Source organism: Winogradskyella sp., from assembly GCF_028289625.1.
Classification (GTDB): Bacteria; Bacteroidota; Bacteroidia; order Flavobacteriales; family Flavobacteriaceae; genus Winogradskyella.
Genome location: NZ_JANQOM010000010.1, coordinates 1 through 14,577, shown reverse-complemented (window position 1 = coordinate 14,577; position 14,577 = coordinate 1). Strand labels below are relative to the sequence as shown.

Below are 14,577 nucleotides of genomic sequence, written 5' to 3'. Positions count from 1 at the left end.
GACTGGTTCATAAAAGTTCGCATAATTACTAATTTGAACGAATTTTTAAAATAGGGCTTTTTACCATATGTAAAACTTTGAATATAAGTAATCTGTATTAAATCAAAACGCTTTAATCCATTCAACACCGTTTTATGCCTTTTAGCGAGAACATACCCTTTTCATCTCAAAAAAGCACCATTTAACCAAGTCATCTCAATAAGACAAAACCAATAACTATCTTTACCATCTAGTATTCAATAACTTTAAATTATTTTTGAATGCTAATTGTTTCCCAAAAACAAAACCTACTTATGATGAAAAAAGGATGTGCTATACTTTTTCTACTTTTGACTTCGCTCGTTTACAGTCAAAATGCTACACTTTTACAAAATATCGATTTTAGAGCTGAGGAATTAAAACACGCTTTAAATAAAACTGGTGACACACTAATTCTCGAGGGTGAACGCAACATTACCAAAGTTGCCATCTTTAATGATGACTTTGAAAAATCACTAAACGTCAATAGCAAAAAGACTAAAATTCCATTAACGGATTTTCCAAACGGAAGGTTTATAACTGAAGTTAAAGTTCACGACAAACTTATTATTATAACCCTTATTAGACACAAACCATTAGATAACATTTCTAAAAGTGTAGCCACAAAAAATACAGAAGTCTTAAATAATGGAGAAAAAATAATATCTCAAAATGAAGCCCAAGGAAAACTATTGACCAATACCAACCTGGAAACATCGATTCATAATGAGCCACAAAGAACAGTGAGATTTTATTGGATAGTAAACAAAATCTACAAAGGACACAGCTCTAGAAAGATTATGAAAATTGGTGATAAACAAAGTGTCGAAAAAATCATAAGGCAAAACGAAATCGACCTTAAAACAAAAACCGGTCAGCACAATGAATTGGTTATTTGGGAAGTCTACGATACTTCAAAATTTTTGAGGTATAAAAGAATCAATCCAGATTATGCTAATGCCGAAGACGTGGACTGTTTTAACACTATACCATTTTACAAATCCGGGAGTTAAAAAGCATTACTTTTTTAACTCTAGCTTCTCAGCAAAATAATCGCAGAAATCCTTCATCGTGGCAGTCATCTTTTCATCTTGGGTGGCTCGCATAAAAGTATCACACATTGTCACTAAAGTTTGATGAAAAAACTTTTTCATTTCATCCACTGGCATGTCCTTGGTCCATAAGTCTATTTTTAATGTTTCTTGGGCATTACTATCCCAAACCGATAACATAATTGCTTTCGCCTCCTCATTGTTAACACCACCGTCTTCTGCGGACCAATTTAACTTTTCTGGCACACGATTTTCATCAAGCTCAATGTTTAATTCTATTTTAGATGTTATGGTTTTTGCCATTATTTTCTGGGTTTAAATTTTGCTTTGTTAAAAATTTCTTCAGGTTCTTTTTGTAAAATCTGCATCATATCTTCTTCTGAGATTTCAGCATAGGCTCTTACAATTTGCCATCCTATATATTGCCCTAATCGCCCAGGAGATTCGTTATCCAATTGCAAATAGAATTTAGAAAACGGTGCATCAGCAATGAAACGACTAGGCAATTTACTGTCTGTACTATACAACATTTCATTTTCTATAAAATGACTCCAAATTGGACTTTCGTTAGCCTGTGCCCATTTCAACTCTTGCTCAGTATAGCCAATTTTTTCTGCATCAGACTTAAATGGAATGACCTTGTCCTTAAAATAGAGTAGCTTACCAAAGTAAATCATCTCATCTAATAAGGTTTTCCTGTTGGTCTGGAAGACATATTTTTTTGCATAGCCTTCTGCTAATTCAGGGACTATTTGGTTGCGCTGCATATTTTTGGCCAAGTATCTAGGTATATTTTGATAAAACTCATGACCTTCACCTAAAAAGTTATCTAATGCTATTAGTAATAAAGAATCTGTGACAATAGTCTTATTTCGGTAATCCACATCATTCGTTAATGTAACTACTTTTGGAATTGTAAAAGTCTTATCATAATATTTAAGATGCTGAAATACACTTGTCAAATCATCTTTTACATCTTGTAAATTTGAAAACGTTTTATGCACTTCATTCAGCAGTTGATCTTGTAGCGTATCATTAATTCTATTGACCCAAATAGAATCTGGCACATGCTTAGAAAACAAAAAGGGATAAGCCTGTTTTAGCTTTGGTAAATCACCAGAATTCGCCTCCATGTAAGCTTTTTCAAAACGCTCAATAATAAAGTCTATATTTATTTTAGATATTTCACTTTCTAGTTTAGAATCCTCATTACAAGACACTAAGACAAGACCTAATATTACCAATACAAAAAATCTCATAGGCATTTTACGAAACATTTTTAATCCTAACACGTTTCCGCTATTTTTGTTGTGCAAAGGTACACTTCTTTGCATTAAATAATAAACATTATGCAAACGGAAAAGATTGTAAATCACATAGTAAATTGGTTAAAAGATTATGCTACAAATGCTAAAGTAAATGGCTTTGTGGTTGGAGTATCTGGCGGTATTGATTCTGCGGTTACTTCTACGCTTTGTGCCAAAACCGGTTTAGATGTTTTATGTCTTGAAATGCCGATTCACCAAGCAGCAAGCCATGTCTCTAGAGCTCAAGAGCACATTGCGCAACTAAAAGAGCGTTTTCCTAATGTTAGTGATGCTCGTGTAGATTTAACTCCTGTTTTTGAAGAATTTAAAACGGAAGTAAGTTTAGAAGGTGAGCAAGCCACGGTAGATATGGCTTTAGCTAATACAAGAGCACGCCTAAGGATGGCTACGTTGTATTACCATGCTGGTTTACTAGGTCGCCTTGTAGCCGGAACCGGAAATAAGGTTGAAGACTTTGGCGTTGGCTTTTTTACAAAATATGGTGATGGTGGTGTTGACCTTAGCCCTATTGCCGACCTATTAAAATCTGAAGTATACCAACTAGGTGATTATCTAAAAGTCCCAGAATCTATAATGAAAGCCGCGCCTAGTGATGGTTTATTTGGTGATGCCAGAAGTGATGAAGATCAAATTGGCGCCTCATACCCAGAACTTGAATGGGCTATGCAAATGCAAGATAACGGAAAAACCAGAAAAGACTTTTCTGGAAGAGAACTTGAGGTTTTTGAGATTTATATGAGCTATTACACTAAAAATCAGCATAAAATGAGCCCCATACCTGTTTGTGAAATCCCTAAAGATTTAAGACAATAAATGCAGTTTGTCGAATAAATTACCGAAAATGCTTAATTTTTGGTTACTTTTGTTTAATAAACCCTCCTCTTTACCTCTTAACGTAGTTTTTGTTATCATACTAATTAACCCTAACCTAAGCAAAATCAATTGTCATGATACGAATTTTGATTGTTGACAACCACCCTATTGTAAGAACAGGATTAGAATTGTTCTTAAATAGCAAACCCGATCTTGAAGTAGTAGGTAAGTTAAGTAGTGGTATCGAGATTTTCGAATTTGTAAGACGTCATGCCGTTGATGTTATAATTTCTGAAATCGATTTACCCGAACTCAACGGTATTACTGCACTAAGAGCGATTAAAAAAGAAAACAAATCCATTAATGTCCTGATGTTTAGTCATCAGCCTGAAGAAATTTATGCCATAAGCACACTCAAAGCAGGTGCCTCTGGCTACCTAAACAAAACGGCTGATGTCGATACGATAGAAACTGCTATAAGGAAAATTCATGGCGGTGAAATCTCCTTAAGTGAAAAAATGGATAAACATTTGCGTTATGAGGATACTCGTAAGAGTAGAAGCCGCATGTTTAAAAAATTATCCACTAGAGAAGTTGAAGTATTAAAACTCCTTTCTATTGGTAGAAAAAATAAGGAAATAGCCGAAGAGCTAGATATTAATGAAAAAACGGTGAGTACTTATAAAGCTCGGCTTTTTAAGAAACTTAATGTTAACAATATCGTTGACCTTATTCATCAGGCAAAGCACCATAACCTTACGTAATTGGTTAACCACCAATTACCTTGCCTAGCTTTCGGGATAACAACATTTTAAGACCTAGATAATCTTTTACGTCCTCTATTATAGACCGAGAATCTACATTATCTTTTAAGGTCTCGTTTTTGTACTCCGCAACCTTTTGGTCTATGAGGTAGCAGCGCAAGCTTAAAATGGTTTGGCTCACTAACTGTGAGACGGAATGCTCCTTTTCCTTGGGGATGATATGATTACGCTCCCAATCGTGAAGGTTGTATTTCTCATCATCCATTAAAATAGTGGTCACCTCACTAGCTGATTCTTGATCTAATTGATTGATAAAATCCTTAGTCGAAAAATTATCGTCTTGGTTGAGTTTATCTATAATGGCATAATACAGTTGCCTGAAGTTTTCGTTGGAGAACATCATTTCATCTTCTTGAAGATCGAGATAGATTTTTTCGAATACACGTGCTTCATGAATGGCTGGTTCCAAGAGTAATTCGCCTGAGACCTCATCTTCCTTCAAAATTAAATCTTCAAACTGTTCTGTTCTGCTACCATAGAGCATCAAAATCTCAATAATCTTGCGTTCTAGTTCGTACTGAACATCCACCTTTTGCTTTTGCTGTGGTTCGTTCTTAACCACTTCAAAAGCTTTTTGTTCTTGCTTATATTTTTTATTGGCTTCCTGAAACTCTTTTTTACTGATTTGTGCTAAGGTGCTAAACAATACGTTTTCGCTGATATCCATAATGGACGCACATTCGCGCACATATATTTCGCGCTTTATAGCATCTGGAATTTTAGCAATACTATTCACAATTTCCCGGATCGTTTCTGCCTTTTTTATAGGATCGTTGTTGGCTTCCTTGACTAAAAGTGACGCTTTAAACTGAATAAAATCCTTAGCATTCTCATTAAGATAATTGGTGAGCTCTTCTAAGGTATTCGCCTTGGCAAAACTGTCTGGATCTTCACCATCAGGGAAGGTACAGACCTTAACATTCATCCCTTGCTCCAATATGAGATCGATACCACGAATGGATGCTCTGATACCAGCCGCATCACCATCAAACAGTACCGTAATATTCTTGGTGAGCCGGTTAATAAGCCTAACTTGCTCAGGTGTTAAGGCAGTACCTGAAGAAGACACTACATTCTTAACTCCTGTTTGGTAGAACTGAATCACATCAGTATAGCCTTCCACCAAATAGCAATTATCTTCCTTGGCTATGGTCTGTTTTGCAAAATACAACCCATAAAGCACTTTGCTCTTGTGGTAGATATCACTTTCTGGTGAATTAAGATATTTCGCTGCTTTTTTGTCGTTAGTTAAGATACGACCGCCAAAACCAAGTACACGGCCACTCATACTGTGTATAGGAAACATTACACGGCCTTTAAATCTATCAAAACGTCTGTCTTCCTTGACAATAGTTAGGCCTGTTTGCTCCAAAAATTCTAATTGATAGCCTTTACCTAAAGCTTCATCCGTGAAAGCTTGCCACTCATGTAAAGCATACCCTAATTGAAACCTTTTAATCGTCTCTTCCGTAAACCCACGTTCTTTAAAATAGCTGAGACCAATCGCTTTGCCCTGATCGGTTTTATGTAAAATGTTTTGAAAGTAGTCGTTGGCATATTCGCTAACTAAATACAAACTTTCCCTAGCATCAGCTTGCGCTTTTTCCTCGTCTGTACGTTCGGTTTCCTCAATTTCAATATTATACTTTTTAGCCAAGTAACGAATGGCTTCTGGATAGGTAAAATGCTCGTGCTCCATTAAAAAAGTGACGGCATTTCCTCCCTTGCCACTAGAGAAATCCTTCCAAATTTGTTTTACAGGAGAGACCATAAAACTAGGCGTACGCTCTTCACTAAAAGGACTTAAGCCCTTAAAGTTGCTTCCTGCTTTTTTGAGCTGTACAAAATCACCAATCACCTCCTCTACGCGAGCAGTTTCAAAGACTTGTGCTATGGTATTTTGTGAAATCAATTCTTTTGTCATTCCTGCGTAGGCAGGAATCTATTTTATTGGTGTTATTCGACATTTAAGAATTCTTGCTCGCCCTTCTGCAAGCTCTGGGTGACAAGTTTGTAAATTTAAGACAAACAATTTGTTTTAGGAATATATCATTGGGAGTTATTTCGGAATTGTTTATACAATTATTAGTTTATAGTGATAAAAAACCCAGAACGTTTATACATTCTGGATTTCTACTTTAGCATTTATTGGCTTATTAAAAACCAAACATGCCATTTTCGTTGGCTAAACCTTCAGAAGGAATTTCCTGAATGACATCCCAATGTTCAACGGCTTTTCCATTCTCAATGCGAAACAAATCGTAAAAGGCCTGTTGCTTATTATTCCATTCACCTTCACTAACGGTAAGCACAAAATTGCCCTCTCCTAATACTTTATGGATTTTATGGTATTTAAACATATTGTTTTGAGCACTTAAGTACTCCACAGCTTCTAGGATGCCCACTAAACCGTCTTTTATTGCAGGATTATGTTGGTTGTATTGTTCTGCACTGATATAGTCTGTAATTTTATTTGGGTTTTTGCCCATAAGAATATCTTCTACCAGAGATTTTGCTAGAGCCTTATTTTTGGCGGTTTTATCTAAATCACTTGCTGTTGTAGAACCATCTGTTTGTGTTCGCTCATTTGCCGTTTCTTTGACTAGAGCAGTCATGGCATCCCAATGCTCGGCAACTTTGCCATTATCGTCCAAACGGATGATATCAAAGGAGACCATTTCATCTGCACCAAAAGGCTTTGCATTTTTCCAAATATTATGCATAAAGACATAATTGCCATCTTGAAACATACGAACGTTTTCTCCAGTTGTACCATTTTCTTGTAAAACAGGCAACATTTCAATAAAAGGTTCTAATCCCGTTGGAATAAATGGATTATGCTGAATATAATTAGCATTAGCGAGTTGACGCATTGTTAGAGTATCATTACTTAATACAGCACCCAAAAAGGTACCTACAGTTTCTTTTTTATTCATACTTACGGTGTTTATGTTATGATTGTCATAGTTTTTTGATTTTGGAGAATTACAGGCCAATACTAAACCCGTAATAGATAGAATGAAGAATACTTGCCTCATGACCAAAAAATTATTACTTTTGATTTGCAAGTAAAATTATACAAATAACTTTTATTTTGCAAGCAATATGTGAATTAATTTCATTTTGCAAGTAAAAACTAATATGGTGTTTACATGAAACATAAATTTCGATGTGACTGTCCATTTACTTCCACGTTAGATATTCTGGGCGATAAGTGGATGTTAGTCATTATAAAACAAATATTATTAGAGGGTAAAGAAACCTTCAAAGATTTTATTGAAAGTGATGAAGCTGTTGCCACCAATATTCTTTCAACAAAACTAAAATTGTTGGAAGAGGTGGGTATTATTATCAAAACTAAGCGACCTGACAATAAAAAAACCAATCTTTATCTCTTAACTGAAAAGGGTTTAGCCTTAACACCACTACTTATTGAACTTGCCATTTGGAGCGACAAGCACTTAAGAGGTATTCACCCTATCATTCAAAATGGAGAAGGCATGAAGTTAATACGCCAGGATAAAGCAGCGTTTGCTGATGCGCTTGTAAGAAATTATAGAAAGAGGCTTTCTGAAACAAACTATCTTAATTAAGATAAACTCTATAGTAAACAAAAACCCCAACCCATTTCTAGACTGAGGCTTTTTAACACTCAAAAATTGATTGATGTCCACCTTCACGAATGCTTCGGTGGATGAAAAAACTTGTTAATCCATATCAAAACGGAGACCAACTGAAATATTATTTTGGTCAACAGGTTGATTTTTAAATAATGGATTAAGATCGTACTTTACATAAAGCGCCACATCTCCCCAAGCTAAGTAGCCACTAAGTCCATAGACAAATTCGTTGACTTCAAAGCCGCCGCGTTGCTTATCTTTAATACGGTTGCCGTCTTCCTTATACTTTAGTTTTTGCATGCTCCCAATATTAAGACCTGCATAACCTCCTAACCCAACTTTGAATCGGTTGTAGGTAGAATATCGAAAGTAGTTTTTACGTTCTATTTTTTTAGATGGGCCAAATTCTAAATGTACTGGGAATACTAAATTGGTGGTTCTAAACTTGGCTTTGTTTAACTCAACAGGAAACTCTTGTAATGTAATTTCGTCATTGTTATTTACAAAAAACTGATTGTCCTTTATATTCAATTTATTCCATTGAAACGAGAATCCGTATTTAACTCTCCAGAAATTGGTGTTATCAAAAATTCGGGTTTTCCAAGCATAACCTAACTCCATAAATCCTGAGCCCGCAATTTTATATGGAGAATCCCCTAAGTCCTGACCTTCAATTAGCGCATTGTTAAATCCGAAAGCAAATACAATGTCAGAGGTGGTGCGTCTATCGTATTTTCTTAGTTTGTTTTTTTTCCCAAATCTTACGGCAGTCCACTCATCGTCGTCATCGCCAAACTTTATTGAAAAATAGGCGTCACCGTCATTATTAGTTTCGTATCCTGGTTCATTTCTACCTAGAAGTGCTATTTTATTATCTATGATGGCCAATCGGTTTTCGATATTGGCAGCTCTTTTCTTAGCGGCTTCTTTTTTTAGAGTCTCTGCTTCTTCAGCAGTAATCTGTTTGGCATCTAATCGGTCATTGATGGATTCAATTTCTTTCTTTAGAAACTCTCGTTCTTCTTTTTCAATCTTTGTTTTTAGTTCTTTTAAAGCCTCTATCTTATAATAATTAGAAGACTTCTTAGTACTATCGATTTTGGTTTCTTGTGCATTTACAGTAGCAACCGTTAATGATATAATGAGGTATACTACTAATCGTGTAATTGTGTTCATAACTGTTCGTTTTTCTTTGCTCGCCATAGCCTCGGCGTAAGCGAATTGATTATTAATTGATGTTTATTTGATTTTGATTTTAGTTGTTACGCTGCGCTACAGCCGTTTTTACGGTTTTATAGCCATCCTTGAGGGCTTCATAAACTTTACTTCTAAAGGATTGTCCCATTTCGTCCTCTACGTCTTCTAATAAGGATTGCGCATCCACAGTTGTACTGGTATTCTTAAGCAATTTATCCCTAACTAGTTCTTTACTCGCCAACTTTAAAAGTGAATCGACCTCTCTATCTGTTACTTTAGTCTTTTCAGTTCTTAGTTCCTTAAGTACGTCCACAACAGCTTCCTTATTGATTATGGTTTCATCAATTACTGTTTTTGGAAGCTCATTGGTGTTTTTAATAACTTTTTCTGATTCTTGTGATTTAGATTCATCAGTAATGGTATTGTCTACCAACTGTGTTTCAGTTCTCTTCGTTACCACAGTTTTATAGTTGATGATTTCGGGAACTTCCTCTGTCTTACTGTTGTCAGTTTCTGAATCTAAAGTTTCATCCTCAACAACTAATTCTATAGATTCCTTTTCGTTAGAAATCGGTAATTGATTTTCAATAGATTTATCTATAGCTTCTTGCTCTACCATCTTTGGTGTAGTTTCTTGGGCATTATTTGGTCCAAAAGTCCTTACCACTATAGCCAATAGAATAATAATACCGGCCGCTATACTTAACCAACCCAACCATGGTCTTCTTGAATTCTTTTCTTCAGCATCTAAACGCTCTGAAAGTTTTGCCCAACTATCAGTCGATGGCTGTAAGCTGCGCTTTTCGAGCTTATCCTTTAATTGTTCTTCGAATTTAATTGGTGCCATAACTGCTGTTATTTAATTCTTTGATTTTTTTCTGTAGCATTTGTCTAGCTTTAAACAATTGCGATTTCGATGTCCCTTCAGAAATATTCAGCATTTCTGCAATTTCATGATGCTTATAGCCTTCTATGGCATACATGACGAATATCATTTTGTAGCCCTCAGGTAAGCTGTCTATCAGTTGTTGAATTTCTGCTACTTCGATATTAGATTTGATATTATTACTATAATCGTGTTCTAAAAACTCATCTTCTGCTGTAAATTCTATCGTCTTCCGTTGTCTTAAGTACGAAATGGCTTCCCTTACCATAATACGTCTCACCCAACCTTCAAAACTCCCTTCGTTTTTAAATGTCTTTAAGTATTTGAATACTTTAAAAAAGCCATTCAGCATTACTTCTTCTGCCTGATACACATCTTTAATGTAATATCTACAAACACTTAACATTTTTGGTGCATGCAACTCATACAAGACATGTTGTGCTTCGCGATTGTTTTTCGCTGCTCTCTGTATAAGTTTTATTTCGTTCCGATAGCTATCGGAATTATGAAGTTGTATAACTTTCATCTTGTTGGTTACGATTGCACTTCTATTGATATAGACGCAACTATTGTATTAATGGTTGTCTGGAAAGTAAAAAATATTTTATTCTCTATTTAAATCTCTGATTTTCAGATACAAAAAAATTTACTTTTTTCTATCAATAACATAATCCACCATCAACTTAAGCGAAGATTTGTACGGTGACTCAGGGTAATTATTCAGTAAGTTTAATGCTTCTTCTTGAAAGGCTTTCATTTTAGAAATGGCATAGTCTAATCCATCATGAGATTTTACAAAGGCAATAACTTCCTTGACACGTTTTTTGTCTTTGTTATAATTTTTGACGGAATTAATCAACCATGCTTTTTCCTTTTTGGAGCAATTATTCAAAACATGGATTAATGGCAAAGTCATTTTTTGTTCCTTAATATCAATGCCTGTAGGTTTGCCTATCTTTTCTTCACCATAATCAAATAAATCGTCCTTTATTTGAAACGCCATACCTATAAGCTCTCCAAACTTTCGCATGGTTTCTACCTCTGAAGAATTGGGTTTTACTGAGGCTGCACCAAGGCTACAACAAGCTGCAATCAGTGTCGCTGTTTTTTGCCTAATAATATCATAGTAAACCTCTTCGGTAATATCGAGCTGTCTGGCTTTTTCAATTTGAAGCAATTCCCCTTCACTCATTTCCCGTACTGCTACAGAAATAATTTTCAGTAAATCAAAATCATTATTGTCTATAGAGAGCAACAACCCTTTAGACAACAAATAGTCGCCTATTAAGACAGCTATTTTATTTTTCCAAAGTGCATTAATAGAAAAAAAGCCACGTCGTCTGTTGCTGTCGTCAACCACATCATCGTGTACTAAGGTTGCAGTATGAATTAACTCAATAACTGAAGCGCCACGATAAGTACGCTCACTTACTTCTCCATTATTTAGCATCTTTGCAACCAAAAACACAAACATTGGGCGCATTTGCTTTCCCTTACGGTTAACAATATAATGGGTTATCCTATTAAGAAGTGCCACCTTACTGACCATAGAGAGTTGAAACTTTTGCTCAAAAAGTTCCATCTCATAAGCAATGGGTTGCTTTATTTGTTCGGTTATTTTCATTTTTAGCTAAAAAACATTGCAAAATTACGAATAAAGGGGAGTTTTTATCGATAAAAATTAAATTTTAGGAGTTTAGCATAATTGAAAGCAAATTATTCGTAACTTATAGCATTACTAATCAAAATCAAACTTTATATGAAAAAAATTACTTTACTATTATTTACTTTATTATTATTCAATTTGAATAATGCGCAAAGCGTAGTTTGGTCTGACGACTTTAACGACGAGGATATTTCTGATTGGACACTAATTGATGATGATGGTGATGGCCTAAATTGGGGTGTTGTTCAAATTCAAGATAATATGGGCAACCCAGTAGATACACCTCAATTACGATCTGCTTCATGGATTGGTGGTGTTGGTGGTGGGCCCCTTACTCCAGATAATTGGATAATTTCCCCATTAATAGATTTATCTTCTGCTTCTGGTTCAATATCACTGGACTGGTTGGTAAAAGCTAGTGATGCTGATTATGATGCTGAAAACTATACCGTATATGTAGCAACTGGTAACACCATTAATGATTTTTTAGCTTCTGGCACCTCATTCAATGAACCTACGCTAGATGGTGTAAACACTCAAACACCAAGAACATTAGACATCTCATCTTTTGCTGGTGAAGCAATTGTTTATGTTGCTTTTAGACATCATGGTGTTTCAGATGAATTTACAATGGAGGTAGATGATGTCTCTGTTAGCGCTCAAACACTCAGTATTCCAGAAAATGAGTTGACTAGATTTAATCATTTTTACAATATAAATGAGAATGTTTTAACTTTAGATTCTGCAAATTCGGCATTTGAAAGTGCTCAGTTTTACAATATTTTAGGAAAGGAAGTAATCAATAAAAAACTTTCTAAGACTATCGAAAATATTGATATATCCACTTTATCTAATGGTATATACTTGGTAAGGGTTAGTATTGAAGGGCAATCTAGAACTATTAAGATTATTAAAAGTTAACTTTTTAATTTAATATCAGTACAAAACAAAAGAAGGTGTTTTTGAATTATACCTTCTTTTGTTGTATTTAAACCACTTTTTAAGTCTTAATATTAAATATATGTCTATTAACAAATACCTAGTTTTATTTGTCTTGCTCTCAATTTTCTTGTATCAATGCAAAAGTGATGACGATTTTACAGAAGAAATTATTGAACCAAATGAGAATGTTGGAGTGTATATAAAAAATGAATTCTTTGAGGGCTACACTTTAATTTCCCCGGTAGTATCAAATAACTCATATTTGATCAATATGGAAGGGTATGTTGTAAAAAAGTGGATCTCAGACAATATACCACTCGCAGTATACCTAGATGAAAATGGTCATTTATTAAGAACTTATAAAGTTGAAAGCGATGACTTTAATTCTGGCGGGAAAACTGGTGGAATTGAAATGTTTGACTTTGAAGGAAATGTTATTTGGGATTGGCAATACTGTAATAGTGATTATTGTCTACACCATGACATAAGTATTCTCCCTAATGGAAACATTTTAGCTACAGTTTGGGATAGAAAAACGGCTGATGATGCGATAGCCAATGGACGTAACCCTGATTTATTAATTGATAATGAGGTATGGTCCGAACGAATTATAGAAATTAAACCCGTCGGTTTTAATGATGCAGAAATTGTATGGGAGTGGAGCCTATGGAATCATTTGATACAAAATTTTGATGACACTAAGTTAAATTTTGGGGTTGTTTCTGAACACCCAGATTTGATTGATTTGAATTTTACAATAGGAGATGCTAACTTAAATCATATTAACTCCATTTTTTACATTGATTCTTACGATCAAATCATTATGAGCAGCAGACGTTTTAATGAGCTTTTTATTATAGATCACTCTACTTCTACAACTGAAGCTTCAGGAGATTCAGGCGGGAATTATAATAAAGGAGGTCGATTATTATATAGATGGGGAAATCCCAGCGCCTATGGTAGCGGTTCACAAAATGACCAAAGATTATTTGGTCAGCATGATGTAAGGTATATTAGTGGTTTACCATCTAATGGGGGAAATTTTTTAGTCTTTAATAATAATAGATTTGAAAATGCATCTTCAATAGATGAATTTTTAATTCCTCAGAATAGTGATGGATCCTATAATCTATTAGAAAATACAAATAATTTACCGTTAGATTACGAATGGTCTTATATGAGTCCAGAAATTTATGCACCAAGAGTTTCGGGAGCTATGAGACTAGTCAATGGTAATACGCTAATCACTGTTGGAACTGAAGGTTTGCTAACAGAAATAAATAGCGACCAAGAAATTGTTTGGTCTTATACTATACCAATAGAAACAAATGATGTCTTTAAGTGTTTTAGATATTCAAAAACATATCCAGCATTTAACAATCAAGAATTACCGATTCTAGAAAACACAGCTATTGAATAGCTTATAAATTCATGATTTATTTGCCAACTGGCCACAGGCGACATCGATATCCTTACCTCGACTTCTCCTAACGGTTACTGTAATATTATTGGTTTCTAGAATGTTGACATACATATCTAGAGCTTTAGAATCTGCTTGCTGAAACTCGCCATCATCAATGGGATTATACTCTATAAGATTGACTTTGCTTGGCGCAAATTTGCAAAATCCAACTAATGCATTTACATCTTTTCGTTGGTCATTAATCCCATCCCAAACCACATATTCATAGGTAATTCTATTTTTTGTTTTAGCATACCAATATTGTAACGCTTCCCGCAAATCGCTTAATGGAAAAGTAGCGTTAAACGGCATAATGGATGTTCTTACCTCATCAATCACAGAATGTAATGACACTGCTAGCTTAAACTTTATATTATCATCCGCCATTTTTTAATCATTTTTGGCACACCAGAAGTTGAAACTGCTATGCGTTTTGGTAACATCCCTAAACCTTCGGGTGAGATATTTTTTTAGTTTTCAATACTAATAGATTCGAAAACATATCCTCTGTTAACGAATTTTTAATTCCTCAAAAATAGTGATGGTTCTTAAAACCTATTAGAAAACACTTACAACTTACCTCTTAATTACGAATGGTCTTATATGAGTACTAATATTTATACCCAAGTGTATCTGGCGCATCAAAGGCTTAGCAATGATAATACACTTATTACAGTAGGTACAGAAGGTCAAATTATTGAAATAAATAATCAAGACAATATCGTTTAATCATATACCATACCTATCCGATAAAAATAATGTTTTTAAA

14 protein-coding genes and 1 pseudogene are annotated in these 14,577 nt (G+C 34.7%); 6 read left to right on the top strand and 9 right to left on the bottom strand.

Annotation, left to right across the window (positions count from 1 at the left end; translation table 11 throughout):
• Positions 1-296 precede the first annotated feature (296 nt).
• The gene (locus tag Q0992_RS01485; RefSeq protein ID WP_299519633.1) at positions 297-1,031 is read left to right on the top strand and encodes a hypothetical protein; all 735 of its coding nucleotides are present in this window, start codon (positions 297-299) and stop codon (positions 1,029-1,031) included.
• A gap of 6 nt (positions 1,032-1,037) precedes the next feature.
• On the opposite strand, the gene gldC is transcribed toward Q0992_RS01485, so the two are convergent.
• Together gldC and gldB are read right to left on the bottom strand one after the other, a co-directional pair.
• Complete coding sequence (gene gldC, locus Q0992_RS01480) at positions 1,038-1,373, bottom strand: gliding motility protein GldC (RefSeq protein ID WP_299519630.1); 336 nt, start codon at positions 1,371-1,373, stop codon at positions 1,038-1,040.
• Positions 1,373-2,329 carry a gliding motility lipoprotein GldB gene (gene gldB / locus Q0992_RS01475; protein WP_367277930.1) on the bottom strand — a complete coding sequence of 319 codons (957 nt, stop codon included), beginning with the start codon at positions 2,327-2,329 and terminating at the stop codon, positions 1,373-1,375. Before gldB ends, gldC begins: the two co-directional genes overlap by 1 nt.
• A gap of 90 nt (positions 2,330-2,419) precedes the next feature.
• On the opposite strand from gldB, the gene nadE reads away from it, so the two are divergent.
• Together nadE and Q0992_RS01465 are read left to right on the top strand one after the other, a co-directional pair.
• Complete coding sequence (gene nadE, locus Q0992_RS01470; RefSeq protein WP_299519625.1) at positions 2,420-3,211, top strand: NAD(+) synthase; 792 nt, start codon at positions 2,420-2,422, stop codon at positions 3,209-3,211.
• A gap of 134 nt (positions 3,212-3,345) precedes the next feature.
• Positions 3,346-3,975, top strand: coding sequence for a response regulator transcription factor (locus Q0992_RS01465; protein ID WP_299519623.1), 630 nt, complete (start codon positions 3,346-3,348; stop codon positions 3,973-3,975).
• Between the two features lie 4 nt (positions 3,976-3,979).
• On the opposite strand, the gene dnaG is transcribed toward Q0992_RS01465, so the two are convergent.
• Positions 3,980-5,947: a DNA primase gene (gene dnaG / locus Q0992_RS01460; RefSeq protein ID WP_299519693.1), complete on the bottom strand. Its 1,968-nt coding sequence runs from the start codon at positions 5,945-5,947 to the stop codon at positions 3,980-3,982.
• Positions 5,948-6,191: 244 nt separating this feature from the next.
• Positions 6,192-7,073 carry a hypothetical protein gene (locus Q0992_RS01455; protein ID WP_299519621.1) on the bottom strand — a complete coding sequence of 294 codons (882 nt, stop codon included), beginning with the start codon at positions 7,071-7,073 and terminating at the stop codon, positions 6,192-6,194.
• A 114-nt stretch (positions 7,074-7,187) separates the two neighbouring features.
• Between Q0992_RS01455 and Q0992_RS01450 the strand changes: the two genes are divergently transcribed.
• Positions 7,188-7,628 (top strand): helix-turn-helix domain-containing protein, encoded by a 441-nt coding sequence (locus Q0992_RS01450; protein ID WP_299519619.1) that lies wholly within the window; start codon positions 7,188-7,190, stop codon positions 7,626-7,628.
• A 114-nt stretch (positions 7,629-7,742) separates the two neighbouring features.
• On the opposite strand, the gene Q0992_RS01445 is transcribed toward Q0992_RS01450, so the two are convergent.
• The 4 genes from Q0992_RS01445 to Q0992_RS01430 form a co-directional block, all read right to left on the bottom strand.
• Positions 7,743-8,831 carry a hypothetical protein gene (locus Q0992_RS01445; RefSeq protein ID WP_299519618.1) on the bottom strand — a complete coding sequence of 363 codons (1,089 nt, stop codon included), beginning with the start codon at positions 8,829-8,831 and terminating at the stop codon, positions 7,743-7,745.
• Between the two features lie 79 nt (positions 8,832-8,910).
• Positions 8,911-9,699, bottom strand: coding sequence for a hypothetical protein (locus Q0992_RS01440; protein ID WP_299519616.1), 789 nt, complete (start codon positions 9,697-9,699; stop codon positions 8,911-8,913).
• The gene (locus tag Q0992_RS01435) at positions 9,686-10,264 is read right to left on the bottom strand and encodes an RNA polymerase sigma factor (RefSeq protein ID WP_299519614.1); all 579 of its coding nucleotides are present in this window, start codon (positions 10,262-10,264) and stop codon (positions 9,686-9,688) included. The genes Q0992_RS01440 and Q0992_RS01435 overlap by 14 nt, the downstream gene beginning before the upstream one ends.
• 120 nt (positions 10,265-10,384) lie before the next feature.
• Positions 10,385-11,362, bottom strand: a complete 978-nt coding sequence (locus Q0992_RS01430) for a polyprenyl synthetase family protein (protein ID WP_299519612.1) — start codon at positions 11,360-11,362, stop codon at positions 10,385-10,387.
• Between the two features lie 135 nt (positions 11,363-11,497).
• On the opposite strand from Q0992_RS01430, the gene Q0992_RS01425 reads away from it, so the two are divergent.
• The gene (locus Q0992_RS01425; protein WP_299519609.1) at positions 11,498-12,325 is read left to right on the top strand and encodes a choice-of-anchor J domain-containing protein; all 828 of its coding nucleotides are present in this window, start codon (positions 11,498-11,500) and stop codon (positions 12,323-12,325) included.
• Between the two features lie 100 nt (positions 12,326-12,425).
• A complete protein-coding gene (locus Q0992_RS01420; protein ID WP_299519607.1) occupies positions 12,426-13,766 on the top strand; it encodes an aryl-sulfate sulfotransferase in 1,341 nt (446 codons plus the stop codon).
• A 9-nt stretch (positions 13,767-13,775) separates the two neighbouring features.
• Here the strand turns inward: Q0992_RS01420 and Q0992_RS01415 are convergent.
• A pseudogene (locus tag Q0992_RS01415) lies at positions 13,776-14,269 on the bottom strand (23S rRNA (adenine(2503)-C(2))-methyltransferase RlmN); the annotation flags it as partial.
• Positions 14,270-14,577: the final 308 nt, after the last annotated feature.

Coding starts and splice junctions, on each gene's coding strand:
- gldB (WP_367277930.1), bottom strand. CDS start 2,329: ATGAGATTTTTTGTATTGGTAATATTAGGTCTTGTCTTAGTGTCTTGT.
- Q0992_RS01440 (WP_299519616.1), bottom strand. CDS start 9,699: ATGGCACCAATTAAATTCGAAGAACAATTAAAGGATAAGCTCGAAAAG.
- gldC (WP_299519630.1), bottom strand. CDS start 1,373: ATGGCAAAAACCATAACATCTAAAATAGAATTAAACATTGAGCTTGAT.
- Q0992_RS01430 (WP_299519612.1), bottom strand. CDS start 11,362: ATGAAAATAACCGAACAAATAAAGCAACCCATTGCTTATGAGATGGAA.
- Q0992_RS01455 (WP_299519621.1), bottom strand. CDS start 7,073: ATGAGGCAAGTATTCTTCATTCTATCTATTACGGGTTTAGTATTGGCC.
- Q0992_RS01445 (WP_299519618.1), bottom strand. CDS start 8,831: ATGAACACAATTACACGATTAGTAGTATACCTCATTATATCATTAACG.
- nadE (WP_299519625.1), top strand. CDS start 2,420: ATGCAAACGGAAAAGATTGTAAATCACATAGTAAATTGGTTAAAAGAT.
- Q0992_RS01420 (WP_299519607.1), top strand. CDS start 12,426: ATGTCTATTAACAAATACCTAGTTTTATTTGTCTTGCTCTCAATTTTC.
- Q0992_RS01465 (WP_299519623.1), top strand. CDS start 3,346: ATGATACGAATTTTGATTGTTGACAACCACCCTATTGTAAGAACAGGA.
- Q0992_RS01425 (WP_299519609.1), top strand. CDS start 11,498: ATGAAAAAAATTACTTTACTATTATTTACTTTATTATTATTCAATTTG.
- Q0992_RS01485 (WP_299519633.1), top strand. CDS start 297: ATGAAAAAAGGATGTGCTATACTTTTTCTACTTTTGACTTCGCTCGTT.
- Q0992_RS01435 (WP_299519614.1), bottom strand. CDS start 10,264: ATGAAAGTTATACAACTTCATAATTCCGATAGCTATCGGAACGAAATA.
- Q0992_RS01450 (WP_299519619.1), top strand. CDS start 7,188: ATGAAACATAAATTTCGATGTGACTGTCCATTTACTTCCACGTTAGAT.